Raw genomic sequence first — 25984 nt, 5'->3', positions numbered from 1 at the left:
AAACTGATTTGGCCTTTAGCATTTTATATTTTGTAATCTTTTTCAAGCGACTCTAATGCCTTAAGGCTCATTTCAGCCCATTCTGAAGGCGACTCTGCCAGTTCCTGTTTCATTTTGGCTAACGACTCTTTTAAGGAGTCCGTATAGTCAGGAACTTCACTTTCAAAAGGCTTGACCATCTTAAAAGGAATATTAGCTTGCTCACGATAACTGAGAGCTTTTCTCTCATGAAAAATAAGCACGTCTGCATCCTTCGGGTTATGTAAATCTCCTTGCATCGGGTGTTTAAGCACTGCAAGAACTCTTACTAAATAGGCTTGAGGTCGTACCTCCGTTATTTCTCCAATATATTTTCCTGTTTTATAAATTGCAGTAACAATCTCTCCGATTTTTAATTCCGACACCATCAACACTCCCTTTCGCGTTTCCTCTTCCATTTTAATATGAAACATAGTAAATTAAAAACAATGTGCGAAATAAATAATTTCGGTTAAAGTAAAAAAATGGAGGAATGATATATGAGGAAGAATATGAAAATCCTTTTTACGTTATTGACGATTGTTTTAGTTTTGGCTGCTTGTGGGACAAGCACTAAGAAAGAAGAAACCACAACGAAGACTACTACACCCAAAACGGAAAAGGCGGAAGGGGACCAACAAGTGGAAAATGGTGTTTATCCTCAACTTTCAACCGAGGTTTCCAAAGATGAAAAGCTGATAGAAATGGAAACGTCGATGGGTACTATTAAAATTAAATTATTCCCTGAGTATGCACCAAAAGCTGTTGAAAACTTTGTAAAACACAGCGAGGAAGGCTATTATGATGGGCTGATTTTTCACAGAGTCATTAAGGATTTCATGATTCAGGGCGGTGACCCAAGTGGGAATGGAACTGGCGGGGAAAGCATTTACGGAAAGCCTTTTGAAGATGAATTTTCAAAAAATCTGTATAATCTGCGCGGAGCGTTATCCATGGCCAATTCCGGTGCCAACACAAATGGCAGTCAGTTTTTTATCGTTCAAAGCAGCTCACTTGATCCAGCAATGAAGGAAGAAATGGCCAAGGCTGGCTATCCAAAGGAAATAATAGACGCCTATAATAAAAATGGTGGAACTCCATGGCTTGATCATCGTCATACTGTGTTTGGCCAAGTGATTGATGGCATGGATATTGTTGATAAAATTGCCAGTACATCAGTTGGTGCCCAAGATAAACCTGAAAAAGATATTACCATTAAAGATATTAAGATTTTAAAATAAAGCCCTGATTCTCGAATTCATAAACTGGAACGAAACATTAATTGTTGCTATAATTAACTATTAGAGCATTTCCTTTATAGAAAGGGAGAAGAAAAATGTTTCATTCCTTGGTACTTTCCTTGTTTTTATACTTTCCGGAAGATAAATCAGAATATATTCCTGCTGCGATTACCTTTGTGATCTTTTTAATTGGAGCTTTACTAACAATGAGATTAATCATTGTCGTCTCTAAACGAGAAGCCCAGAAAGCAAAACAATTAGAAGAACAATTAAAAAATCAGCAGCCACCCCAAGGGAACAGTTAACATCCAACTGTTCCTTTTCTTTATGCTTAGAGAGGATAAAGGAAGTGCTAAATGTCCATACTAAGCGCAAATTGTCTAGTGTGGGGGTATACATATGAAGAAAAGCTGGTTAATGATTCCACTGCTCCTTCTGGCAGGTTGTATGGAAGAAGAAATCAAAAAAGTGGATGTGGAAATGTTTAATAGCGTGGGAGATTCGCTCGGGAAAGTAAAGGTAGCTGAGCAATCTAAGGGCGTGAAGCTAACCGGTGATTTAAAAGGCCTCCCTGCAGGGGAGCATGCAATTCATATTCATGATGGCGGAAAATGTAAGGCCCCAGATTTTAAATCAGCGGGCAACCATTTTAACCCTGACAATAAGGAACATGGACTTCTTCATCCCAAAGGTGCTCATGCCGGCGATTTGCCAAATTTAATCGCCGGGGATGATGGGTCTGTTAAGATAGATTTAATCGCACCTAATGTCACCTTAAAAAGTGGAAAAACCTCCTTGTTTACAAAAACAGGAACTTCGATTGTGATTGACGAAGGAAAAGATGATGGCATGACACAACCAGCAGGGGACTCTGGCAAACGGATTGCCTGTGGTGATATCTCCAAAAATAAAAAGCCAGGTCAACAGAAAGCACAAGATTAATTGAATTGCCAAGAATATATTTCCTATATAGGTAGGAATCTAAACGAATCCTAAAAGTGGACATACACTAGCATGAAGACTATTTAGGAGGCGAATTAAATGGAAAAAAGACAATTCTTTGGAGGATTTCCGGGACAACCAGGTTACCCACAAATGGGAGGATTTCAGCAACCTGGTTACCCGCAAATGGGAGGATTTCAGCAACCAGGCTACCCGCAAATGGGGGGATACCAACAACCAGGCTATCCACATATGATGGGCGGTCATCAGCAACATGGGTACCCATACCACGGCTATCCGCAAATGATGGGCGGGCAACAATCAGGATTCCCACAAGGCATGGGCGGATTTCCGCAAATGATGGGCGGACAGCAATCAGGATTTCCGCAAGGCACGGGTGGCTTCCCGCAAATGATGGGCGGCCAACAACCAGGATTTCCACAAATGATGGGCGGACAACAGCAAACTGTGCAAAAACCACCTTCTTTTGGACAACGTAAAGAAAAATAGTAACAACTAAGATATATGAAAGTTAGAGACTAACTGTTCCTTCCTACCGAGGGGACAGTTTTGTTTTCCCTTGCTTTATTTTCCTTTTTTCAAGACAATAAGTTTATAAATAAATATAGGAGCGTACATACAAAAATGGAGAACAAGCTGTATTATCAAGATGCATACATAAAAACTTTTAAGGCAAAGGTGATTAAACAAGCTCAAGATTCTACTGGCAATTGGTATGTTTGTTTGGAACAAACCGCCTTTTATCCAACCGGTGGCGGACAGCCGCACGACATAGGAACCCTTGCTGATCAACACGTCATCAATGTTGAAGAAATCGATGGGGAAATTCGTCATTACCTCGAAGGACCAATTCTAGACACCAATAAGGAAATAGCAGGTACGATTGATTGGGAGAGACGATTTGACCATATGCAGCAGCACACTGGACAGCATCTTTTATCGGCGGCGTTTGATCAGTTATTTGAGTACAGGACTATCGGTTTCCATTTAGGTGCAGAAATCGTTACGATTGATTTAGAGACGGAAGTTCTTACCGAGCACCAAGTTCAAAAAGCAGAGGGACTGGCTAACCAAATCATCCTTGAGAACCGACCAATTGAGGTTAAATGGGTGACGGAAGAAGAATTGTCGCAATATCCGTTACGGAAAGAGACAAAGGTCAAAGACGACATTCGGCTGGTTATCATTCCAGACTTTGATTATAACGGCTGCGGGGGGACACATCCAAAGGCTACTGGCGAGGTTAGTTCGGTAAAAGTATTGGATTGGGAAAGACAAAAGAAAAAAGTGCGTGTCCAATTTGTTTGTGGCAAACGAGTATTGAAGCAGTTTCAGCAAAAGCAACAGGTGCTTTTAGAATTAACAAAAATACTTAATGCTCCGGAAAAGGAAATGGAACAAGTTGTTCTTCGCCTCCTTGAAACTAATAAATCATTAGAAAAAAACCTTGAACAAGCACAGGAAGACCTGCTTCAATATGAGGCGAAGAGATTACTAGGAAGAAGTAAAGTGAATGAAAGGAAACTCGTTTGTGAAGTATTTCAAAACCGTACCATTCAAGAGCTGCAGAAACTAGCCCGGATTATTACTACTGAAGATGATACTGCAATGGTCTACTTCGTGTCACAAAATGAGAATCGACTGCAGGTCGTTTGTGCAAGGGGAACAGCTGGAACTGAAAACATGAAAAAGGTAGTCTCCGCTGCTCTTCCTCTCATTAATGGAAAGGGGGGTGGAAACGACGCTTTTGCCCAAGGTGGCGGTGACGCTCTGATGTCAGGGGAGCAAATGTTGCAGTATTTAGTTGAAACAGCACATTAATACCGGGTTGACCCTGGAGAATATAAAAGTGCTTATTTAACAAAGGATAAGGATGAACGTAAAGAAAATTCATACTCTGAGGGGATGTAGCTAGTGGGATTTTTAGATGGTTTAATGGGTAATGCATCTGAGGTAAGTGCTGCCGAAGTAGAAAGGGAGTTTGGGAAAGTCCTTTCCCAAAATGAAACAATCGATAAAGCGTATAAGTTAATTCGTGATATGTTTATTTTTACGAATAAACGTTTAATATTAGTGGATAAACAGGGTTTAACGGGAAAAAAGGTTGAATATCATTCCATTCCCTATCGAAATATTACTCACTTCAGCATTGAAACAGCTGGTAACTTTGATTTAGATGCAGAACTGAAAATATGGATTTCCGGAAATGCGCTGCCATTACAAAAACAATTTAATAAGAACCTCAACATTTACGAACTTCAAAGTGTGTTAGCAGAGTATGTCCTCAAATAAGTAAAAGGACGCACTATGATATACTAGTGTAAAGCGAAAAATTAGGGGTTAAAGAATATGAGAAAAGAGCTGCAAATAAATTTGCAATATGTGGACGTTTTAAATGAGTGGGATCCATTCCAATTGACCCACGGAGGATATGAAACAGAAATCGCTGATACGATTCAAGCAATTCATGAATTGGATGACTGTGATAAATTAGCAAAAAAAATACAAAGTATTTATGAATTTTCATTTGAAAAAGTAATACCAATCGAAAAATGTTTGAAAGTTTCAAAAGAATTATTATCCATTAAGGCAAATGATTCTTGCTCTATTTAAAAATTTACAGCAAAAAAAAGGGACATTCCAATAATGGATGTCCACTTCAAAAAGGGGGAATACTAGAAAGCCTTATGAAATTAAGCTTTTCCAGTATTACCCTTTTTTATACAGTTATGAAAAAATTTACAAGCCCGTCAGTTACTGCTGTAATAATTCTACAGCAGGCAGTTCTAAAACAGTAGATAACTTTAACAGTGTCTGGTTACTTGGAATTTGCTCTCCGGATTCGTACTTCTCAATGGTTTGTGTTCCAACTCTGACTTTTTGTGCCAGTTCCTCCTGAGACATGTTGAGCATTTCACGTGCATTTTTAATGGTTTGGCCGATTGTATTCAACTGGTTCACCTCTCCTTTAAAAATAGATTTCCTCACTATTAGTGTATCACGTTTGGTAAATTTTTCGCCTGTACAACTTGAACATTATGTTAAGATTTTCAGACATTTCTGATTCGAATAGGCGGGATTCAAATTTATTTATAATATTTTTTGTTTAAAGTCATACTTTATGATATAATATTATAATGCGTATAGAGTGGATAAAATAATTATTTAATTAGGAGTGTTTTCATGTCAGAAAAGATCGAAGCTGGAAGTATTTTAACAGGTAAAGTTACAGGAATTCAACCATATGGTGCGTTTGTCGCGCTTGACGATAATACCCAGGGCCTTGTCCATATCTCTGAAATTACACATGGTTATGTTAAAGATATTAATGACCACCTTAAAGTAGGCGATGAGATTAAGGTTAAAGTATTATCTGTAGATGAAGGTGCAGGCAAGATTGGTCTGTCGATTCGTGCTACGGAAGAAGCACCTGTTCAACAGGCAGCTCCAAAGGCAAAGAAGCCTCGTAAACGCCAAGCAGCTGCAATTATCCCTGAAGTGGAAGGCCAACAAGGCTTTAATACTTTAAAAGATAAGCTTCAAGAATGGATCGACCAGTCACAACGTGAAGATTTAATCAAAAAATAATTTCCAAAAAGGTCTAGACTGATTGCTATGATTAGCGATTGGTCCAGGCTTTTTTTTTTACGCCATAAATTATACAAAAATATAGACTATTTCATTAATAAAGTTTTGAAGAAGTATTCATTCTTTTTTCATGCTCGGCTACAATAGAACTATGCGTACACAATTTTGTGTCGAAACGGAGGGAATGTCTTTATGAGTACGAATGTTAATACAAACGAATTGATCGCAAAAACAGAGAAATACGGTGCAAATAACTACCATCCATTGCCAATTGTCATCACCCGTGCGGAGGGTGTTTGGGTAGAAGATCCGGAAGGTAATAAATACATGGACATGCTTAGTGCCTATTCTGCGGTAAATCAAGGACATCGTCATCCCAAAATTATTCAAGCCCTTAAGGATCAAGCAGATAAGGTTACGTTAACTTCTCGAGCTTTTCACAATGACCAGCTTGGACCGTGGTATGAAAAGGTTTGTCAATTAACAAAGAAGGAAATGGTTCTGCCTATGAACACAGGTGCGGAAGCCGTAGAGACGGCTGTGAAGACGGCCCGCCGCTGGAGTTATGATGTAAAAGGTGTGGCTGAAAACCAAGCAGAAATTATTGCTTGTGTAGGAAATTTCCATGGCAGGACGATGACTGCTGTCAGTTTATCGTCAGATGATGAATATAAACGCGGATTTGGACCGATGCTTCCAGGGATCAAACTTATCCCTTATGGTGATTTAGAGGCGTTAAAAGGTGCGATTACACCTAATACAGCCGCTTTTCTAATTGAACCAATCCAAGGAGAGGCTGGGATTGTCATTCCACCTGAAGGCTTTATGAAGGCGGCCTTTGATTTATGTAAGGAGAACAATATTCTGTTTATTGCTGATGAAATTCAAGCAGGTTTGGCCCGGACTGGGAAAATGTTTGCTTGTGAGTGGGAAGGAATTACTCCTGACATGTATATCCTCGGTAAAGCACTCGGCGGCGGAGTATTCCCAATTTCCTGTGTGGTTGCAAATAAAGAGATATTAGGTGTATTCAATCCAGGTTCGCACGGTTCTACCTTCGGGGGAAATCCATTAGCATGTGCGGTTTCGATCGCTGCGCTTGATGTGTTAATTGATGAAAAACTTGCGAAAAGGTCCCTTGAACTTGGCGAGTATTTTCTCAATAAATTAAAAGAAATTAAAAATCCCTTAATAAAAGATGTTCGCGGTCGCGGCTTATTTATAGGTGTTGAACTAACCGCGCCTGCACGCAAATATTGTGAACAATTAAAAGACCAAGGTCTACTCTGTAAAGAAACACATGACACGGTGATTCGGTTTGCACCGCCGTTGATTATCAGTAAAGAGGAATTGAATTGGGCAATAGAGAGGATAAACAACGTACTAGGAGCGTAGTTAATAATAACTAGGGGTGCAAAAATGGGGATTTATGATGTAACAAATAGCGGAGATGAGCAGGATAGAGAGAAATTGGACCTTGTTACATCAACTCAGATTGTTATTCATGATGCATTAAAAAAAATGGGCTATAACCAAGAAATGTTCGAACTATTAAAAGAACCGTTACGAATGTCCAATGTCAGAATTCCAGTGCGGATGGATGATGGTTCGACTAAAATTTTTAACGGATTTAGGGCCCAGCATAATGATGCGGTTGGTCCAACCATGGGTGGTGTCCGCTTTCATCCTCAGGTAACAGCTAATGAGGTAAAGGCACTGGCAATGTGGATGACCTTAAAGTGCGGAATCGTTGACTTGCCCTTTGGAGGGGGAAAGGGAGCAATTCTTTGTAACCCCCGGACAATGTCATTCGGGGAACTTGAACGATTAAGCCGAGGCTACGTTCGTGCAATTAGTCAAATAGTTGGACCAACAAAAGATATCCCTGGACCCGATATGTATACAAATTCTCAGATTATGGCATGGATGATGGATGAATACAGCCGTCTCCGCCAGTATGACTCTTCCGGTTTTATTACAGGTAAGCCACTTGTGCTTGGAGGTTCTGAAGGCAGGGAAAAGGCAGGAGCACGGGGTGTAACCATTTGTATTGAAGAAGCAGCCAAAAGATGTGGATTTAATATAAAGGGCGCCCGTGTGATTGTCCAAGGATTTGGAAATGCAGGCAGTTATATCGCCAAATTTATGAATGAAGCAGGAGCGATCGTGGTTGGAATATCCGATGTTTATGGTGCACTCTACGATCCTGATGGGTTAAATATTAATTACCTGTTAGAACGCAGGGACAGCTTTGGCACGGTGACCTCGCTTTTTGAAGGGACCATCACCAACAAAGAGTTGCTGGAGCAGGATTGTGATATCCTTGTGCCTGCAGCGATTTCGAATCAAATAACAGCTGACAATGCCCATAATATCAAAGCAAGAATTGTTGTCGAGGCAGCAAATGGGCCAACGACGCTTGAGGCAACAAATATTCTCACCGATCGTGGGATCCTGCTCGTTCCAGATGTTTTAGCAGGGGCAGGAAGTGTTACAGTCTCCTATTTTGAATGGGTTCAAAATAAACAGGGTTATTATTGGAGTGAGGATGAGGTAGAGGTCAAGTTGCGTACTAAGCTGACTAAATCGTTCCATGATATTTATAATCTTGCACAAACTAGCAACGTCAATATGCGATTAGCCGCATATATGGTGGGGGTAAGAAAAATGGCGGAGGCATCCTTATTGAGAGGCTGGGTCTAAAGAAATTCCTTGCATCGATTCGATGATGCAAGGAATTTTTTATTGATATTCAGTTAGGTTTCTTTGCAAAATGAACCATAATAACTAATAATGTAAAGGTGAAAAGGATGGTGTAGTCAATTGGAGAATTTTACTTTTTGGAATCCGACTAAATCAATTTTTGGTAAAGGTGAACTTGAGCAATTAAAAACAGAAGTTCCCCGTTATGGAAAAAAAGTGTTGCTCGTCTATGGCGGCGGAAGTATAAAACGAAGCGGTTTGTATGAAAATGTTATCAGCATTTTATCAGAAATCGGTGCAGAGGTTTTTGAACTTCCAGGAGTGGAACCGAATCCACGGATTACTACCGCACGTAAAGGGGTAGACATTTGTAAACAAGAAGGAATTGACTTCTTGTTGGCTGTTGGCGGCGGCAGTGTGATTGACTGTACAAAGCTAATTGCGGCTGGAGCAAAATATGAAGGGGATGCATGGGATCTAGTCGTAAAAAAGGCGTTTGCAAAAGATGCACTACCTTTTGGAACGGTCTTGACCCTTGCGGCAACGGGCTCAGAAATGAATTCCGGTTCGGTTATCACGAATTGGGAGACAAACGAAAAGTATGGCTGGGGAAGCCCGGTAACTTACCCTAAATTCTCTATCTTAGACCCCGTTAATACGTTTTCGGTCCCTAGAAATCAAACGGTATATGGAATGGTCGATATGATGACCCATGTCCTAGAACACTATTTTCATTTGGAAGAAAATACGGACTTTCAAGACCGCATGTGTGAATCACTGCTCATTACAGTGATGGAAACGGCCCCTCAGTTGCTTTCTGACTTAGAAAGCTATCAACATCGGGCAACTATCCTCTACTGCGGGACAATGGCCCTCAATGGTATCTTGAATATGGGATACCGCGGGGATTGGGCTACTCACAATCTTGAACATGCTGTATCAGCAGTTTATGACATTCCACATGGCGGCGGGCTTGCCATTCTATTCCCACACTGGATGCAGCATAACCTAGCGGTGAAGCCGGAACGCTTTAAGCAGCTTGCTGTTCGAGTGTTTGGTGTGAATGATAACGGCAGGAGTGCCGAAGAAGTGGGGCTCGAAGGGATTCAAAAGTTACGTGAATTCTGGAATAGCATCGAAGCACCGTCACGGTTAGCAGATTATGACATAGACGATTCGAAGCTAGATTTAATGGCTGACCGAGCGATGGAAAACGGAGAATTTGGGAATTTTAGAAAGTTAAATCGTGATGATGTTTTATCCATTTATCGGGCATCACTATAATTTACCGATTGTGAAGATGAAGAAATTTGTCGAAAATGGGTACGCTTTCAAATGGAGACCTGCCTTGATAATCAGCTCGTCATTCGTTAAAGTGATTATTGTAAAATAAAATTTATGGAGGATCATGTATGACACACGTTCGTTTTGATTACTCAAAAGCTTTAACCTTCTTTGGAGAACATGAACTTACATATTTACGTGATGCTGTAAAGGTTGCTCATCATTCATTACATGAGCAAACTGGTGCAGGCAATGACTTTTTAGGCTGGATTGACCTCCCAACCAATTATGACAAGGAAGAGTTTTCACGCATCCAGAAATCTGCTGAAAAAATCAAGGCGGATTCTGATGTCCTTCTTGTGATTGGCATCGGCGGTTCGTACCTTGGTGCACGGGCAGCAATTGAAATGCTTCAACACAGTTTCTACAATGTATTAACGAAAGAACAACGAAAGACACCTCAAGTTATTTTTGTCGGTAATAATATCAGCTCAACCTATATGCAGGATCTAATCGACGTCCTTGATGGAAAGGACTTCTCTGTTAATGTCATTTCTAAATCGGGTACAACCACCGAACCAGCGATTGCTTTTCGTATTTTCCGCAAGTTGCTTGAAGAGAAATACGGTCAAGAAGAAGCGCGCAAACGTATTTATGCGACGACGGACAAAGCAAGAGGTGCTCTGAAAACATTAGCAACCGAAGAGGGCTACGAGACATTTGTCATCGCTGATGATATTGGCGGCCGTTATTCTGTTCTAACTGCAGTCGGGCTACTTCCCATCGCGGTAAGCGGAGCAAACATTGAAAAAATTATGGAGGGCGCTCAGCAAGCACAAGCGGACTTTGGTCATTCCGAGCTTGAAGATAATGCTGCCTACCAATACGCTGCTGTTCGAAATGTCCTATACAATAAAGGCAAAACGATTGAAATGCTCATTAATTATGAGCCAGGATTACAGTATTTTTCGGAGTGGTGGAAGCAATTATTTGGAGAAAGTGAAGGGAAAGACCAAAAAGGTATATATCCATCTTCTGCAAATTTCTCAACAGACCTTCATTCGCTTGGACAATATGTTCAAGAAGGTCGTCGTGACTTGTTTGAAACGATCATTAAGGTTGAAAAGCCACGGCACGAGTTGAAAATTGAAGCCTTCGAAAATGACTTAGACGGTCTGAATTACCTAGCTGGTCAAACGATTGACTTTGTTAATAATAAGGCATTTCAAGGGACCATGCTCGCCCACACAGACGGCGGCGTTCCAAATTTAATTGTTAATATCCCAGCAATGGATGAGTATACACTAGGCTACCTTGTCTATTTCTTTGAGAAAGCCTGTGCGATGAGCGGTTACTTACTAGGAGTAAATCCTTTTGATCAACCGGGTGTTGAAGCCTACAAAGTAAATATGTTTGCCCTCTTAGGCAAACCAGGATTTGAAGAGAAAAAGGCAGAATTAGAAAAAAGATTATAATCAACAAAAAAGATAGAGAGCTGATGAGATAAAATCAGCTCTCTTTTTTTTATTGAAAATTACTTGATTTGGAGAAACTAATCGTATCGATGATGAGGAGGTAAATTTAGATGATTGAATTACCATCAAAGGTAGAAGGTAAACAGTTTGATTTGTATGAGCTTGAACAAAAACTAAAACCAATCGGCTATACGATTGGCGGGAACTGGGATTATGACCATGGCGCGTTTGATTATAAAATAAATGGTAGTGAAGACGAAGGCTATCAGTTCATACGCTTGCCCTTTCAAGCGGTTGACGGACAGCTTGATGAAAACAATTGCACAGTTAAGTTAGGAAGACCGTTTCTATTGTCACACGTATTTGAGGCAGAACTAGATGATGAAGCAAGTACAGGCACCTTTTCAGGTACCTTCAATCAGTTTCAGGAGCCTGTTGATAAAGATGCTAGCTTTCCTCCGCAATATATTGAAGAAGGGAAAGCATTGGCACAGGAATTGGAAATCCTGCTCCTAGTTGATTAGACTATTTAAAAATTAATAAGTGATCATTTTCCTCAATTTGCAAGGAGTGGGATGGATTCAGAAATGTTTCATCCCCTCTTTGAATCCCAATCAAAAGGAACCTTTTTTTTAATAAGATATGGCAAACATCGTTGAATGTCCTTCCAATCTCCTCTTCCTTAGCTCTATAGGAAGACAATCGACTGTCTTGTAACTCATGGACAATATTTGAAAGAAGCCCATCTCCATTCGAATGCAGACTGTTTACCATAAAAACAGATGTCAATTTATTCGATTGAATGACTTCATCTGCACCGGCTCTTAAGGCGTTATTCACTTGCTCTGCCGTTAAGATTTCAACGATACATTTTACTTGAGGACAAATCCCTTTTATTGTGAGTAAGGTTAGAATACTATTCATATCTGCTTGGAGTTCATCGTTCCCTCTATCAGCAGTAATCAGCACCTTCTCCGCATTTTGGATATCACTTTTGATAATCGTCTCATCCACATGACCTTTGCCCTGTATAAAATGGACAGACCTTGATTTTACAGGGTTTGCTTCCAATGTTTCATCTATTAAAACAATCATTTGTACATATTTTGAATTTGTTAGTTTACTTATTAGTTCCTTTGATCGTTCATTCCATCCGATAATGATGATATGACCCTCACCTTTATAAGGAATTCTTCCTTCCGAAAAGGCGTCTTGCTTAGTAACGGCAGCTGCTGCCAATGTTCCAAAATAAGAGGAAACAATTCCAACACCTAACAGGATTAATATTACTGCGGTTAGTCTCCCCAAGATGGAATGAGGGGCATAATCTCCATATCCTACGGTCGAAGCAGTAATAATGGCCCACCATATCCCATCAAAAATGGTAGGAAAAGTATCGGGTTCTAATAAATGAATGGATATTCCAAATGAGAGAAATACGAGCAGCGCAATGACTAGAATTCGAACGAGGAGCGGCAAGCGCAAAAAGCTGATATAAACTCTGTTCGGCACACGGACACCTCTTTTCTCGTGTTTAGCTCCATCATTTAGAGATGGTGCTGAAACAGTTATTACTATTATTGACGAAAATGAATCGATCTAATAGGCCTAGATGATATTTTTGAAAATAGGCCAATGTTCACAAAAGATACGAAAATTTTTCATGAATCTACTTGTTTTTAATGCCTAAAACTTATAAATTATGGTTATCAATATTAATACAGTTACAACAAGGAAGAGGGTTAGTTTCATGACGACTGTTTTGATTACGCTGCTATCAAATATTGAAAAAACAAGGTCAGAAATGGTTCAATTAGCGCATCTATACGGTTATTCGAATCCACATGTGGTACAATGCAGCCAGAAACTTGATTCTCTATTAAATGTCTTTAATAATTTTGGAAAACAATAATTCATGTCGAACACATAAAACCTTCCGGAGCAGCTCATCCTCCGGAAGGTTTATTTTTTTGTAGAGGGAATAATATTGTACCTAAATGCAAACTTTAAAACGGAATTTACCTTTTTTAGTTTTGACCAATGAGGTGAAGAAATGTGTTTATTGAAACAAAAAAAGAGCAAAGATTCATCATCTTAGCTTTGATTGTCATAGCGGTCTATCTTTCTCCACTATTTATTCTTCAGGAAAATGCACATATTCGTGTTCATGATAATCTGGATTCAAACTTGGCGTGGTATAAGGTCTTAGCGAGAAGTGGAGAAATGTTTGGCTCAGTTAATGCGACTATTCCCCAAATCATAAATGGACAATTATCGAGAAATGCCATTGGAACTGAATACAGTATCATTGTCTGGCTGTACGCACTTTTCCCAACCATGATTGCCTATGGTATAAGCCAAGCCCTAACAAGAATAGTCGCTTTCTTTGGAATGTATTGGCTTTTAAAAAAACACTTTTTACCTGGTGAGAAGTGGCTGTTTATACAAATTGGCACCGCTCTTGCATTTGCCCTAACTCCATTTTGGCCTTCTGGGATGCTGAGTACATTGGGAATGCCGCTTGCACTTTGGGCACTTCTTAACATTCGCAGCGGGGAGGGAGCCTGGAAGGATTATTTGGTGCTCACCCTACTACCTTTTTATGCAAGTATTGTTTTAGGATTTTTCTTTTTTATAACTGCCATGGGGTTCTTGTGGGTAACTGATTGTTTCAGAAAGAAGGTATGGAACCTTCGCTTTTTGTTCGCACTTATCTATATGACACTCATTTTTATGCTAGTTGAATATCGACTCATTTTTTCATTTCTATTAATAGATGAACCAAATAGTCGGGATGAATATTTAAGTGCAACCCTGCCTTTTTGGAGATCCGTAAGGCTTGTTGGAAAAAATTATCTATTTGGACACACCCATGTGATGACACTTCATACACTATTTATTTTACCCGTAACCTGTACAGCAATTTTTATTGTCTTCGTGAAAAAGCTTTGGAGGCAGGAAAAGCTATTTGTTTTTTTATTCTTATTAAATATCTTGTTATCTATCTGGTATGCTTTTTGGTTTTATGAAGGATGGTTACCTTTAATAAAGCGATTCCATTTTCTGAGAACCTTTAATTTCGCTCGTTATCACTTTTTACGACCGATGGTTATTTATGCATGCTTTGCTCTCTCGTTAAAGGTTCTTTCTCTTCAAGGAAAGAAATGGGCTAGAACAGCTAAGTGGTGTGCCGCCCTGCAACTCCTCTTTTTGGGAATATTTAATGATGAAATCATTTATCAAAAAAAACCCACTGTCAAAGAATTTTTTGCTGAGGAAATGTTCCTTGAAATAGAGGGATATATCGGGCTTCCGAAGGAAGAATATCGTATTGCTAGTATTGGAATACACCCAGCCATCTCTCAATATAACGGTTTTTACACACTTGATACCTATAATAATTTCTATCCATTAACATATAAACATCAGTTTCGGAAAATAATTGAAAAAGAATTGGCAAAAAATAAAGAGGTTCGCAGATATTTTGATAAATGGGGCGGCCGTTGCTACATTTTTAGCGCACAGCTTGGAAAACATTATATGATCAAAAAGGATTCTAAACGTCATTTGAAAAATTTAATGTTGAATACGGATGTCTTTAAAGACATGGGCGGCCGTTATATTTTTTCGGCTCTGCCTATCGATAATGCCAGTGAAAATCGATTATTGTTAGTTAAAGTATTCGAATCAAAGACATCAGCATGGAAAATCTATTTATACACGACTTTGTAGACAGCGGGGGTTTAACAGATGATGGAACAAGTTCTTACAATTGTTGTACCTTGCTATAACGAGGAAGAAGTTTTACCTGTAACCATTGTTCAACTACAGCAATTGTTGAATGAGCTCATTAACGAGAGGCTTGTTTCTAAACAAAGCAAAATCTTGTTTGTTGATGACGGAAGTCAGGACCGTACATGGGAATTAATATATAAAGAAGGATTAAGAAATGAATATGTTCGGGGCTTAAAGTTATCCAGAAATGTCGGTCACCAAAATGCCTTACTTGCTGGCCTTTTTACAGCAATGGAGCTCTCTGATTGCGTTGTATCGATTGATGCAGATTTACAGGATGATATCAAAGTAATCCGTGAGTTTGTCCTGAAGTTTCATGATGGTAATGAAATTGTTTACGGCGTTCGCAAGGGGCGTGATACGGATACTCTTTTTAAACGAAGTACTGCCCAAGGATTTTACAAAATCATGGAAAAGATGGGGGTTGACCTTGTTTATAATCATGCAGACTTCCGATTAATGAGTAAAAGAGCAGTGCAAGAGTTAGAACGGTTTAGCGAAGTCAATTTATTTTTACGGGGGATTGTTCCTCTCCTCGGCTTTCGCTCGGATGTGGTTTATTATGACAGGCTTGAAAGGCATGCGGGTGAAACGAAATATCCTTTAAAAAAGATGCTCGCCTTTGCTTTTGACGGAATAACCTCCTTTTCCGTATCACCAATTCGCTTTGTTCTAATCATCGGATTGGTTTCTTTTTTCCTGAGTCTATTCTTTGGGGTCTACTTTTTAACACTAAAGTTTTTTGGGAATACCGAGACGGGATGGACGTCGCTGATTACTTCAATCTGGCTTATTGGCGGCTTGCAGTTAATTGCAATCGGATTGATTGGAGAGTATGTAGGGAAAATTTATAAAGAATCAAAACAGCGGCCAAAGTATATTGTTGATATTGATTCCTTTAATCTGCCAAAACCAAGACATCATTTGCTTAATCAGACAGTAGAGGATGAGTTGTATAATCTTGACCTTAGACAAATATCTGAAACCAACAACTAATTCATAGTTTTCCTGAATTGTAAGCTCATTTTATTTTTCTGTAGTACAAACCTATTTCTCTGAATAAAAATTATAGACAGGCTTCTATTCATTTATTGGGGAGAGATAGAGATGAATATATTTTTGAGCTATCTACTGTTAGGGCTATCGCTGGCTGCTCCTATTGGGCCGATTAATGCTGCACAAATTGACAGGGGAATAAGAAGTGGCTTTATGAACTCGTGGCTAATTGGGGTAGGGGCAGTTGTCGCAGATGGCGTTTATATGTTTGTGGTTTACATAGGAGTTGTCCAATTTCTTGAGACAGACTTTATGCAGACTTTTCTCTGGTTTTTTGGCTGTTTTGTACTGATGTACACAGGGATTGAAACTTTCATGAATGCAGGAAAAATAAATTTAGAGCATTCCAGAGGAAAGGAGCCACTCGTCAAATCGTTCTTTTCAGGATTCCTTATGTCGATATCCAATCCGTTAACGATTCTTTTTTGGTTAGGTATTTATGGTTCTGTCCTTGCGAAAACAGCCGCAACCTATAATACTAGTCAATTAGTGTTATACAGCAGTGCGATTTTTATTGGGTTATTGATTTGGGATATTGTCATGGCAAGTGTATCCAGCAACTTTCGAAAATTTTTAACACCTCAATTACTTGTAGGGATATCCTGTTTGTCTGGAATTTCTTTAATTGGCTTTGGAATTTATTTTGGAATGCAAGCTTTTAATGTTTTATTTTAAAAACAAAAACCAGCGAAGAATCGCTGGATTTTCTTTATGCGGTAGGCCATGGACTAAGTACCTTCTTCTTAGACTTTTTCCACTTTAACTGCATGATTAAGGTAATCACCCCAATAATGCCAAGAAAGGCTATGCTAATGAAAAAGCCAGGTCTGCTTGTTTTGTGAAAAAGTGTCCCGCTGACAGCAATTAAAATAAATAGAGCTCCAATCGAATACATAATTTTTTCCTTCAGCTTTAACTCTAAGATTTTTCTGGACGATGCCAGAATAAAGAGCCAGTTATAAAGAAGCATTAATGCAGCACCTGTGGTAATCCACTCGTAAATTTGATCGGGCAGCACTAACGCGGACACAATCGAAGCAGAAATTCCCAACATTGTTACAAACAATGCGGGAAGGGGAACTTTTAATTTCCCTTGTTTTGAAAAACTTGCAGGGGCATCACCTTCTTCTCCCAGCGTAACAAGAACGCTTGTAACACCGTAAAGAGAAGCCGTCATCGTCGAAAACCCTGCAATAATTAATGTTGCATTAAAGAAATGCGGAACAAAGGACAGATGGTAGGCATTTAAGGCCACAACAAACGTACTTTCCTTTGTGTTAAATTGATTCCATGAAACAATCATAACTGCAAGGCCGATGGAAACCACATAGATAATCATCAGTGTAAACAACATCACTTTTCCTGCTTTTGGTGCTTCTTTAGGATCGTTTAAATTGGTTGCCATTAATCCTAGAATTTCAATCCCGCCAAAAGCATAAAATGCAAAGATGACAGCTGACCACAAGCCCTTGAAACCGTGTGGAAGAATTTCGCTTTTACTATTCGGGTACTGAATGGCTCGGTCTCCAACAATGACTCCGAAAATCGCCAGCAAGGCAATTACGATAAACATTAGTATCGCTGAGATTTTTAAAATCGCAAGAATATTTTCAAGTTTATTTAATACCTTTACTCCAATTAAAATAACCGCTAATCCAAGAACCGCATAAATTGTGGCGAATATCCACAATGGAACTTTCGGTAACCAGAATCGAGAAAAAATGGATAATGCCGTCATTTGGCTTCCCATGATCAGCACTTCTGAGGACCAGTAGACCCAACCGCTGCTAAAACCAGCCCATTTTCCATAGGCTTTCTTCGCATACGACCTAAAGCCGCCTTTTAATGGCTCTTTTGATGTCATTTTTGAAAGAGCATCATAGACAAAATAAGTCCCAAGGGCAGCGATCAAAAACGCGATTAATATTGAGGGACCGGTCATTTTAATCGCTAACCCGGAGCCAAGGAAAAAGCCTGTCCCAATGGTACAGCCCACTCCGAATAAAGAAAGCTGCCACCATTTCATGTTGCTGTTCTCTTCCCCACCGGATTTGGATTTACTCATTGACATTCTCCTTTTACGCTAAATATCTCGTCCTGTCGCCCCCGGCGATTTGTCGGTATTATCTTGATTATTATATTCTGGATCATTAAGACCTGGCTTTTTTGTTTTGTTACCACCTAAATATACCGCTTGATGTTCCTTTTGCTCTTTTCTGAATGTATCAAAGTTTTCATTAACCAAAATATCTCCTCATTTCTCCTATTTGATATTTCTTAAGATACTCGCCTCATCAATTCTTATTCAGTTAAAAATCATTGCATGAGATAGGTTTTTGATGGAATTAAATTTTCATTACATAATCAACCACGAAGTTAATGAAAATATAAGGGAACTATAAATAGAAATAACATAAATGTGAATAGATATTGCGCTTTTCAATGAAAGGGGTTTATCACATGTTATCGACACAGCAGTTAGCTGAGTTACGGTTACAATTGTTGCAGGAAAAGAGTGAACTGGAAGGACGTTTAGAGCAAAATGATCACTTAGGTTTAGAAAGAGGTCATTTTCATGAGTCGATGGGGGAGTTATCCAGCTATGATAACCACCCAGCTGACGAAGGAACCGAGTTATATGAACGTGAGAAAGATATTGCCTTAAATGAACATTATCAATTTGAACTTAGGAATATTAATCACGCGTTAGAAGCGATGGAAAAGGGAACGTATGGAAACTGTGAGGTATGTGGAAAGGAAATTCCACTTGAACGTTTAGAGGCCTTGCCAAATACAACCTATTGTATCGAGCACAGTCCCGATCAGGTTACTTCGCATAAACGACCAGTCGAAGAAGGGGTCCTCATGCCTCCATTTGGTAAATTTGCTATGGATGAAAAGAATGAGAACGTGGCTTTTGATGCGGAAGATTCTTGGCAGACAGTTGCCTCCTGGGGCACATCCGAAACTCCCTCTGATTTAGCGTTCCCACAGGATAGTTATAGTGATATCTATTCTGAAGCAGACGAAAACATTGGCTATGTCGAGGATTATGAAAATTTTGTTGGCAATGACATGTATGGAAATAATATTAAAGTCTATCCAAATCCTCAGCATGAAAAATACGAGGACGCCCTTGACGAGGAAGGAATCATGACCAGTTTTGGGGATTTACCCGCTTTCGAACACGACCCCTACGTGGATCATGATGATAAATGATTTAAAGCAAGAAAGCTTATTGTTGATTTTGGCACCCTGTTGATTGGAGTAGAAGGCACGAAGACTCCTGCGGGAGGACGGGGCAGGGGAGACCCCGCACCCCGCAGGCGCTTAGCGCCGAGGAGGCTCCCCGGACCGCCCGCGGAAAGCGAAGTGCCTGGAACGGAAATCAACAGGCAAATTAACAGAGCCTAAAAAAAGAAAACAGCTTTCGTGTGAGAGCTGTTTTCTCTAATTTTCAATTATTTCTCATAGCCTTTTTGCGGAATCTGGACATCTTCACCGTTTACATCATCAATAACCGCACCAATTTCACCTTCAGTATACGCGTCACTTGCTTGCTCATGTGTGGTTGCAAGCCCGGCAGATAAGGTATCCGACTCTTTGTAATAACTTGGATGGTAGAAGCTCCCTGCTACTTCTTTCTTTGGATTAGCTTTCTGATTCTTATTGTCCATCTTTTATTCCTCCCTTTTTTTGTTTGATACAAGGGTATTTTTTTCTTTTTTTCACAGGATTACTCCTAATAAAAAATAAATCTCATCAGGAGGCAAATATAATGAACGAAAAAAATGAGTTTCCATCTCGGGAAAAACTCGACGAAGCCTTTCATTTTCTTCATGACCAAATTAATAAAATCTCCGTAATCGAAGAAGTTGAAATGGTGAAAGAAGAAAATGAGGGCCACGAAGGATAAATATTTAGATATTTTGAATTCCGCCAACATAGCTTGGGGTGAGCAAGACTTTTTCTCTAGACCCATCAAGGTTACATTTGCTATGATTTCTAAAGGTATTTTTAAAGGTGGTTTACTTATTTATGGAAATGAGAGAAACTCTGGCTAAAAAAGTGGCCTGGATAAGTGTAATTAGTAACATTATTCTTACCTTAGGGAAGATCGTCATCGGTTTGTATGGGAATAGTGACGCGGTCTTTGCAGACGGGATCCATTCTGCTGCAGATGTCTTTGCATCTATCATTGTGCTGTTAGTGATAAAAATCGCCAATAAGCCTGCCGATAAGGAACATCCTTATGGACATGGGAAGGCCGAAGTCATCGTTTCAGGCATTATCGGTATATTGCTTTTTCTTGTTGCCATTTATGTGGTTTATGAAGGCATTAGCGGTTTCTTTCATGAAGTGGAATCACCGAGCTTATTGGCGATGTGGGTCGCCCTCTTTTCGTTTGCAACCAAAGTTATGCTGTACCGAAGTTCATTAAAAGTTGCAAAACAGAATAAGAGTAAGGCGATTGAAGCGATTGCTTTTGACCATAAAGCAGATATTGTCGCATCGATTGCAGCTGCCATCGGGGTTCTTATTTCGATCGCCGGGAACCGATTCGATATTCATTTCTTGCTCTACGGGGATAAAGCAGCCAGTATTTTTGTCGCCTATTTAATTTTCAAAATCGCCAAGGAAATGTTAACAGAGGCATTTGATATCTTACTTGAGCGAAATATTGATACAGAGACACTTCAGGAATATATTGCTCTGGTTAAGGAATTTGAAGAGGTAAAACGAATTGACCGGATAAGAGCAAGAGAGCTGGGTCATTATGTATTAGTGGATTTACGTATCTCAATCAATCATTTTAAAACAATCAAGCAAGGGCATGACCTCGCAAAATTAATTAAACTAAAACTTATGGATAAGTTTGATAACATCCAGGAAGTCTTAATCCATTTGAACCCCTATTTTGCGGAAGATGAATAATTCATAAAAACTCCTTTGTACTTTAAGTGATTTCGGTTTATGATAGGATAGGTACTATAAAAGTTAAAGGGAGTTGATATTTTTGAGTTATTCCGTAGACCCGGACCCAAGTAGTAGGCGAGGGGAAGTCAATGTTATCTTTGAATGGATTGAAATGAATATCAAGAATATCAACTCTGGAAAAGGTTGTTGGCTTCCTCGAACAAAGTGAGTGAGGAGGTTATGTCATGCTGGAAATTTTTAAAAGTACAGAGACAAAAGTTTTAGAACAGGTAGAAGTAATCTCAAAAGGCTGCTGGGTCAATATGTACGCCCCAACACAAGATGAAATTAACAAGGTATCCATGGATGCTCAAATCGATGTGGATATCATCAAAGATGCCCTGGATGATGAAGAACGTCCGAGGATTGAACGAGATGATGGCCGAGTCTATATCATTGTCGATTTTCCTTATATCGTTCATGATGAAAATGGCTTTGCCGGCTATGAAACGATTCCAATCGGCATCATTCTTACCGATGAATGTATCATTACGGTTTCCTTAAAGGATACACCAATTTTAGAGGAATTTCGAAAAAACAGAGTAAAAGAGTTTTTTACGTTTAAAAAGACGCGGTTTGCGCTGCAAATTCTGTTCGTCATTTCCTCGTATTATCTTCGTTACTTAAAGCAAATTAACAAGAAGACAAATGAAATTGAACGTGTCGTTCATCAATCATTGAAGAATAAAGAATTGTTCGCCTTTCTTGCTTTAGAGAAAAGTTTAGTTTATTTTACGACCTCATTAAAATCCAATAAGGTTGTCCTCGATAAAATTTTGCGCTTCAACTATTTAAAAATGTATGAAGAAGACAAGGACTTATTAGAAGACGTTATTATTGAAAAAACACAGGCGATTGAAATGGCTGAAACCTATCGCTCGATCCTATCGGGGATGATGAATGCCTTTGCATCGATTATCTCAAATAACTTAAACATTGTGATGAAGTTTTTAACTTCGATTACAATTATTCTATCCTTCCCAACGATGGTGGCGAGTTTTTATGGGATGAACGTGGATATCCCTTTCCAGCACGCCACCCATTCCTATGCAATACCGCTAGTAATCTCTGCCTTTTTAACAAGTTTAACTGCATTCATTTTTTGGAAAAAGAAATATTTCTAGATTACCAGTCCTTTTATGGGCTGGTTTTTTTTGCTCTTTTAAAAACTTTCCCAAGTTATAATGGTACTATTTGCACTATTTTTCTAATAATCTGAAAAGTATCTATAAGAAATCCGTATATTGTTGTAAAATAGGAAAAAAAGGAAAGGTATGGCTGGGTGGCAATATGGAATTTGGAGCACTGATTAAATTCTATCGAACTCAAAGAGGTATCACACAAGCAGAACTTTCCAAAGGAATTTGTTCTGTCCCTCATTTAAGTAAGATTGAGAACAATTCAAAAGAAGCAAACGAAAAGACGATTTCCCTTTTACTAAGGCGCTTAAATATAGACCTGGAAGAGATGGAGGAAAAAGAAGGGGAAATCAACATGTTACTTAGGAGTCTAGACGATAAGATTAATTTTTACCTAAGGGATGAAATTGAAGAAAATTATCAACAACTGGTTCAAATTGAACATCTGATCCCATTCTCTCAATATATTTATATCTATGAACTATATAAATTTCGATATTTAATTTTTAAAGGCCATGTTGATGAAGCAGATGATCAGCGGGCACTTTTATATAAGCAAAAGAAAAATTTTTCCCAACATGAAGATTATTTATTTCGCTACTATCATGCGATATTCTTAATGTGGAAGGGGCAATATCAAACTGCCGATGATATCCTCGATGTTTTACATACAGAAAATAATCATGAAACCGCAAGTGGAGAATTTCTTTATCATCGCTCACTTGTAAAAAGCTCACTTGAGCAATCAGGACATGCTATCCATTTTGGTAAAATGGCTTTGCAAACATTCATGAATCAGCATAACTTCATTAGAATTCTCCACACCCTGATGCTGCTAGGGATTAATTATACTCACTCTAATATCTATGAAGAGGCACAGGAGTGTTTTCACCATTTAATCCGCAACGCAGAATTATTAAAGGAAGAAAAATTACTTCCACAGATCTATCATAATATGGGCCATTTGCAATTTAAAATGAAGAATGTAAAGGAAGCACTGTATTTTTATGAAAAAAGTTTGGCTCTGCAGCCGGCCAAAAATCAGCACTATCTTGTCACTTTATACGCAATTGGCGAGTTGCATCATTCACTTAACTCAATCGAAAAATCAAAAGAGTGTTTCCAAGAGGTTAACTTATTGTCTAAAGATTTGTGTGCAAAAAAATATCGACTCTTGACAGACTTTTATCTCCTCCATATGGCCTCTCCGGTAAAAGCGTTTAAATATTTGGAATCGAAGGTAATCCCTTATTTTGAAGAGGCAAATGAACATACGGATGACCTCACCCGTTTTTATAAAATGCTTGCAGATTATTACAATCAACAGGGCATGATTATTGATGCAGTTACTTATTTAAAGAAATTAACTTAAACTAAAGGAGGAAATTTATATGAAAAAGTTTGTTGTCCTTGTGTTTTCAATCTCGCTGATCGCTCTTTTTGCTTCATCAAAGGATGTAAAGGTGAACACCCCAAGCAATGATGTTGCCTACACGGCTCCGTCCAACCATCCCATTCAACCGCCAATAGGCTGATTGTAATCAAAAAATTCCTGAACATATCAGGGATTTTTTTTTTTGCGGATTGGAATGTTAATCAAATATAAGGCAGACAATACTAGGAAATTATCACTTTCGAAAGAGGTGCTTAGAATGGAAAAGGAAAAGTCCTTGAGTGAAAGCAATAAAAGTAAATCTGAAAAAGATCTTTTTGGACTTGAGCCGAAAATGAGTTTACAGTCTGTTCATTTCGCTCCAGGTGAAAATACACTCCTAAACGAAGGGGCAGAAAAACAGTGTGATTAATCTATTTTGAGAATTAAAGGAATGAAACATGCCAGTTGCAGGGCATGCTAAAGGCATGTGTTTTTATTAGGTAATTGTTTGAAGGAGGAAATCATGAAATCATTTGTTGTCGGATTCCATCAAGAAGATAATGTAGATAGCATGCAGATTCAAAAACTAAGCCAGGAAGATTTTACGAAAGCAACAGAAGGTGGAACAAGGCATTTATTCGAGCTTGACACAAACATCGGTCTTTTTGTATTTTTTGATGCAGAAGATGAGGACGGCGACCTCTCCTACATGGTATTGCAGTATGAGGAAGACAATGAGGACCCCATTGGCTGCTACTCCTTTCAGTTGAAAGACTTTTATGAATTTGTAGCATTATTCTTAAATGACATGGAGTTTAATGAGGAACCTGATGATGAGGACCAAGAAGAATACGGTCCAATTCATCATTTAGCCCATTTATTGTTCCATGTAGTTGAAGAAGGCAAGGATATTGAAGTGTAAATTTGTAAAAAGCTCACTTTTCGTAAATTTTTGGTTGAGGACACCTAAATTAGGTGTCCTTTTGGCTTTAAATACGTAATCTAAACAACCAAATATGTGGTTTTCGAGGTCTATTGGCGAATTTTGAGGTTCTATTGGCGGATTTAGCAGTTCTATTGGCGAATAATAAGGTTCTATTGGCGAATTTTGCATTTCTATTGGCGAATATAAATTTTACCATGGAAAGTTTTTTGGGAAGTAGATTCTGTACCTGTTTACTCCAGAAAAATTAAGTTTTTCAGAATGTAATAATCTTTTTGCTACATTTATTGATTTTATATGAGCAATTTCCCGAAACTGCTGATTTGTTATCGTCGGGCCAATCAGCAGAAAATAATCGTTCAGTGCGTAAATATGTGCATCTTTAGAAAAAGTATCGCAGGCAGCACAGTACCATTTTTGGTTCTTACGGATTAGGGAATGATTAGAGTGGATATGACAGAGGACACCGGGCAACAGGTCATATTTCTGAATACCATATTTATTTAATACATAACTTGTTGGAATGGTATTCATTTTCACGAGGAGACGGCAGAGTTTCCGGAGCTCTTTGGCAGTCAGAAGCGGTTTCGAATACTGTTTCTCGAAAAGGGAAATTTTGTTTAAGAAGACATCGGACTTACATATTCGAGGTTTCACTTTGTGGGCATTTTTACCTGACACAGCGTATGTAGTATAGCTATTACTAATCACCACTAAATATTCAACTGGAACGGGCGGGAAGTGATTTGCAGCAAGAAGTTTCTGTAAGTACTTTTGATGTCTCTCTCCCTGTGCAATCGGATAAGGGTAACCTTTTTCAATACCATTGTTGATTTGTATAAACTGTTCATTGTCAGTATCGAATAGTAACTTTCCAGCCATATTTTTCACATCGATCGCGAGGGCAAATTCAGGTGTTAGGAGAAGGGTATCGATTTGGCAGTTGTAATCACCATCAGGAAGGTTTAAATCGTGGAGAATCATATATTTATGCTGTGGAAGGTCACGATAATAATAATCGAGTGATTTCTCACCAAGGTAGCCGGCCTGCCTCCTTCCAAGCTCATCTAAAATTTGTTGGTACTTTTGGTGATTGGAGGGTAGACGCCGCAATAATGCCTCCAAAATAAGCATAATTAATGGCTTTGTCCTTTCTTTTATGATCAAAATTATCACTCCTATCGTTTTAAGAATAAATTCTAATAAGAAGATTGAAATTCCTGCCGAATTTTATCGATTCTTGTAAAATATTTCTGAAAATAATTCTATCAGCGAATTTTTACCGTCTATCAGCGAATTAGGGCATTCTATCAGCGAATAGTATTTAACACTGATTTTAGCAAGAAACCAAAGCATCAGATTTGATAAACTAAGAAAATAACGATACCATTATTTTGAATTCAGCATATCTATTGAGAGAAGGAGTA

32 protein-coding genes are annotated in these 25984 nt (G+C 38.8%); 25 read left to right on the top strand and 7 right to left on the bottom strand.

What is annotated here, in order from left to right; translation table 11 throughout:
• Positions 1-23 precede the first annotated feature (23 nt).
• Entirely contained in the window at positions 24-407 is a 384-nt protein-coding gene (gene kapB / locus BDR01S_RS16650; protein ID WP_174523459.1) for a kinase-associated lipoprotein KapB, read from the bottom strand.
• 111 nt (positions 408-518) lie between these two features.
• On the opposite strand from kapB, the gene BDR01S_RS16645 reads away from it, so the two are divergent.
• The 7 genes from BDR01S_RS16645 (at position 519) to BDR01S_RS16615 (ending at position 4835) form a co-directional block, all read left to right on the top strand.
• Positions 519-1259 carry a peptidylprolyl isomerase gene (locus BDR01S_RS16645; RefSeq protein WP_066258531.1) on the top strand — a complete coding sequence of 247 codons (741 nt, stop codon included), beginning with the start codon at positions 519-521 and terminating at the stop codon, positions 1257-1259.
• Positions 1260-1354: 95 nt separating this feature from the next.
• Positions 1355-1564 carry a hypothetical protein gene (locus BDR01S_RS16640; protein WP_066258528.1) on the top strand — a complete coding sequence of 70 codons (210 nt, stop codon included), beginning with the start codon at positions 1355-1357 and terminating at the stop codon, positions 1562-1564.
• A 94-nt stretch (positions 1565-1658) separates the two neighbouring features.
• Positions 1659-2201, top strand: coding sequence for a superoxide dismutase family protein (locus tag BDR01S_RS16635; protein WP_066258526.1), 543 nt, complete (start codon positions 1659-1661; stop codon positions 2199-2201).
• Positions 2202-2300: 99 nt separating this feature from the next.
• Positions 2301-2711 (top strand): hypothetical protein, encoded by a 411-nt coding sequence (locus BDR01S_RS16630; protein WP_066258523.1) that lies wholly within the window; start codon positions 2301-2303, stop codon positions 2709-2711.
• A 135-nt stretch (positions 2712-2846) separates the two neighbouring features.
• The gene (locus BDR01S_RS16625) at positions 2847-4043 is read left to right on the top strand and encodes an alanyl-tRNA editing protein (protein ID WP_066260348.1); all 1197 of its coding nucleotides are present in this window, start codon (positions 2847-2849) and stop codon (positions 4041-4043) included.
• 93 nt (positions 4044-4136) lie between these two features.
• Positions 4137-4514: a PH domain-containing protein gene (locus BDR01S_RS16620; protein ID WP_066258521.1), complete on the top strand. Its 378-nt coding sequence runs from the start codon at positions 4137-4139 to the stop codon at positions 4512-4514.
• Between the two features lie 57 nt (positions 4515-4571).
• On the top strand, positions 4572-4835 hold the full coding sequence (locus tag BDR01S_RS16615) for a DUF1871 family protein (protein ID WP_066258519.1): 264 nt from the start codon (positions 4572-4574) through the stop codon (positions 4833-4835).
• Positions 4836-4976: 141 nt separating this feature from the next.
• Here the strand turns inward: BDR01S_RS16615 and BDR01S_RS16610 are convergent, their stop codons facing one another.
• Positions 4977-5174: a helix-turn-helix domain-containing protein gene (locus BDR01S_RS16610; RefSeq protein ID WP_066258517.1), complete on the bottom strand. Its 198-nt coding sequence runs from the start codon at positions 5172-5174 to the stop codon at positions 4977-4979.
• A 231-nt stretch (positions 5175-5405) separates the two neighbouring features.
• On the opposite strand from BDR01S_RS16610, the gene yugI reads away from it, so the two are divergent.
• The 6 genes from yugI (at position 5406) to BDR01S_RS16580 (ending at position 11796) form a co-directional block, all read left to right on the top strand.
• Positions 5406-5810, top strand: a complete 405-nt coding sequence (yugI, locus tag BDR01S_RS16605) for a S1 domain-containing post-transcriptional regulator GSP13 (protein WP_066258515.1) — start codon at positions 5406-5408, stop codon at positions 5808-5810.
• A gap of 192 nt (positions 5811-6002) precedes the next feature.
• Positions 6003-7205 carry an ornithine--oxo-acid transaminase gene (locus tag BDR01S_RS16600; RefSeq protein ID WP_066258513.1) on the top strand — a complete coding sequence of 401 codons (1203 nt, stop codon included), beginning with the start codon at positions 6003-6005 and terminating at the stop codon, positions 7203-7205.
• 24 nt (positions 7206-7229) lie between these two features.
• On the top strand, positions 7230-8513 hold the full coding sequence (locus BDR01S_RS16595) for a Glu/Leu/Phe/Val family dehydrogenase (protein WP_066258511.1): 1284 nt from the start codon (positions 7230-7232) through the stop codon (positions 8511-8513).
• A 120-nt stretch (positions 8514-8633) separates the two neighbouring features.
• Positions 8634-9797 (top strand): iron-containing alcohol dehydrogenase, encoded by a 1164-nt coding sequence (locus BDR01S_RS16590; RefSeq protein WP_066258508.1) that lies wholly within the window; start codon positions 8634-8636, stop codon positions 9795-9797.
• Between the two features lie 128 nt (positions 9798-9925).
• Positions 9926-11272 (top strand): glucose-6-phosphate isomerase, encoded by a 1347-nt coding sequence (locus BDR01S_RS16585; protein WP_066258507.1) that lies wholly within the window; start codon positions 9926-9928, stop codon positions 11270-11272.
• A gap of 110 nt (positions 11273-11382) precedes the next feature.
• A complete protein-coding gene (locus tag BDR01S_RS16580) occupies positions 11383-11796 on the top strand; it encodes a YugN-like family protein (protein WP_066258505.1) in 414 nt (137 codons plus the stop codon).
• A 1-nt stretch (position 11797) separates the two neighbouring features.
• On the opposite strand, the gene BDR01S_RS16575 is transcribed toward BDR01S_RS16580, so the two are convergent.
• Positions 11798-12784 carry a potassium channel family protein gene (locus BDR01S_RS16575; RefSeq protein ID WP_066258502.1) on the bottom strand — a complete coding sequence of 329 codons (987 nt, stop codon included), beginning with the start codon at positions 12782-12784 and terminating at the stop codon, positions 11798-11800.
• Between the two features lie 238 nt (positions 12785-13022).
• On the opposite strand from BDR01S_RS16575, the gene BDR01S_RS24980 reads away from it, so the two are divergent.
• The 4 genes from BDR01S_RS24980 (at position 13023) to BDR01S_RS16560 (ending at position 16798) form a co-directional block, all read left to right on the top strand.
• On the top strand, positions 13023-13184 hold the full coding sequence (locus BDR01S_RS24980) for an aspartyl-phosphate phosphatase Spo0E family protein (protein WP_157406198.1): 162 nt from the start codon (positions 13023-13025) through the stop codon (positions 13182-13184).
• Positions 13185-13327: 143 nt separating this feature from the next.
• On the top strand, positions 13328-15004 hold the full coding sequence (locus BDR01S_RS16570; RefSeq protein ID WP_066258501.1) for a DUF6044 family protein: 1677 nt from the start codon (positions 13328-13330) through the stop codon (positions 15002-15004).
• Positions 15005-15022: 18 nt separating this feature from the next.
• Positions 15023-16063 carry a glycosyltransferase family 2 protein gene (locus BDR01S_RS16565; RefSeq protein ID WP_066258499.1) on the top strand — a complete coding sequence of 347 codons (1041 nt, stop codon included), beginning with the start codon at positions 15023-15025 and terminating at the stop codon, positions 16061-16063.
• Between the two features lie 111 nt (positions 16064-16174).
• Positions 16175-16798, top strand: a complete 624-nt coding sequence (locus BDR01S_RS16560; protein ID WP_066258497.1) for a LysE family transporter — start codon at positions 16175-16177, stop codon at positions 16796-16798.
• Positions 16799-16832: 34 nt separating this feature from the next.
• On the opposite strand, the gene BDR01S_RS16555 is transcribed toward BDR01S_RS16560, so the two are convergent.
• Together BDR01S_RS16555 and BDR01S_RS25425 are read right to left on the bottom strand one after the other, a co-directional pair.
• On the bottom strand, positions 16833-18194 hold the full coding sequence (locus BDR01S_RS16555) for an amino acid permease (protein WP_066258493.1): 1362 nt from the start codon (positions 18192-18194) through the stop codon (positions 16833-16835).
• A 12-nt stretch (positions 18195-18206) separates the two neighbouring features.
• A complete protein-coding gene (locus tag BDR01S_RS25425; RefSeq protein WP_157406197.1) occupies positions 18207-18368 on the bottom strand; it encodes a hypothetical protein in 162 nt (53 codons plus the stop codon).
• Between the two features lie 215 nt (positions 18369-18583).
• Between BDR01S_RS25425 and BDR01S_RS16550 the strand changes: the two genes are divergently transcribed.
• The gene (locus BDR01S_RS16550; protein ID WP_066258491.1) at positions 18584-19342 is read left to right on the top strand and encodes a yteA family sporulation protein; all 759 of its coding nucleotides are present in this window, start codon (positions 18584-18586) and stop codon (positions 19340-19342) included.
• Positions 19343-19584: 242 nt separating this feature from the next.
• On the opposite strand, the gene BDR01S_RS16545 is transcribed toward BDR01S_RS16550, so the two are convergent.
• Positions 19585-19800 (bottom strand): YozQ family protein, encoded by a 216-nt coding sequence (locus BDR01S_RS16545; protein ID WP_066258490.1) that lies wholly within the window; start codon positions 19798-19800, stop codon positions 19585-19587.
• A gap of 101 nt (positions 19801-19901) precedes the next feature.
• Between BDR01S_RS16545 and BDR01S_RS25420 the strand changes: the two genes are divergently transcribed.
• The 7 genes from BDR01S_RS25420 (at position 19902) to BDR01S_RS16525 (ending at position 24536) form a co-directional block, all read left to right on the top strand.
• Positions 19902-20039 carry a hypothetical protein gene (locus tag BDR01S_RS25420; RefSeq protein WP_157406196.1) on the top strand — a complete coding sequence of 46 codons (138 nt, stop codon included), beginning with the start codon at positions 19902-19904 and terminating at the stop codon, positions 20037-20039.
• A gap of 122 nt (positions 20040-20161) precedes the next feature.
• The gene (locus tag BDR01S_RS16540; protein ID WP_066258489.1) at positions 20162-21058 is read left to right on the top strand and encodes a cation diffusion facilitator family transporter; all 897 of its coding nucleotides are present in this window, start codon (positions 20162-20164) and stop codon (positions 21056-21058) included.
• A gap of 227 nt (positions 21059-21285) precedes the next feature.
• A complete protein-coding gene (locus BDR01S_RS16535; protein WP_066258487.1) occupies positions 21286-22224 on the top strand; it encodes a magnesium transporter CorA family protein in 939 nt (312 codons plus the stop codon).
• Between the two features lie 166 nt (positions 22225-22390).
• On the top strand, positions 22391-23611 hold the full coding sequence (locus tag BDR01S_RS16530; protein WP_066258486.1) for a helix-turn-helix domain-containing protein: 1221 nt from the start codon (positions 22391-22393) through the stop codon (positions 23609-23611).
• Between the two features lie 19 nt (positions 23612-23630).
• Positions 23631-23774, top strand: a complete 144-nt coding sequence (locus BDR01S_RS25415; RefSeq protein WP_157406195.1) for a hypothetical protein — start codon at positions 23631-23633, stop codon at positions 23772-23774.
• 117 nt (positions 23775-23891) lie between these two features.
• Positions 23892-24044, top strand: a complete 153-nt coding sequence (locus BDR01S_RS25825) for a hypothetical protein (protein ID WP_169801453.1) — start codon at positions 23892-23894, stop codon at positions 24042-24044.
• 93 nt (positions 24045-24137) lie between these two features.
• Positions 24138-24536: a cytosolic protein gene (locus BDR01S_RS16525; RefSeq protein ID WP_066258483.1), complete on the top strand. Its 399-nt coding sequence runs from the start codon at positions 24138-24140 to the stop codon at positions 24534-24536.
• Positions 24537-24749: 213 nt separating this feature from the next.
• Here BDR01S_RS16525 and BDR01S_RS16520 read toward each other — a convergent pair whose 3' ends face one another.
• Entirely contained in the window at positions 24750-25724 is a 975-nt protein-coding gene (locus tag BDR01S_RS16520; RefSeq protein ID WP_066258477.1) for a nuclease-related domain-containing protein, read from the bottom strand.
• Between the last annotated feature and the right edge of the window lie 260 nt (positions 25725-25984).

The sequence above is a fragment of the Neobacillus drentensis NBRC 102427 genome, assembly GCF_001591445.1.
GTDB classification, from domain to species: domain Bacteria; phylum Bacillota; class Bacilli; order Bacillales; family Cytobacillaceae; genus Neobacillus; species Neobacillus drentensis.
This window is presented reverse-complemented; position numbering and strand designations above follow the sequence as displayed.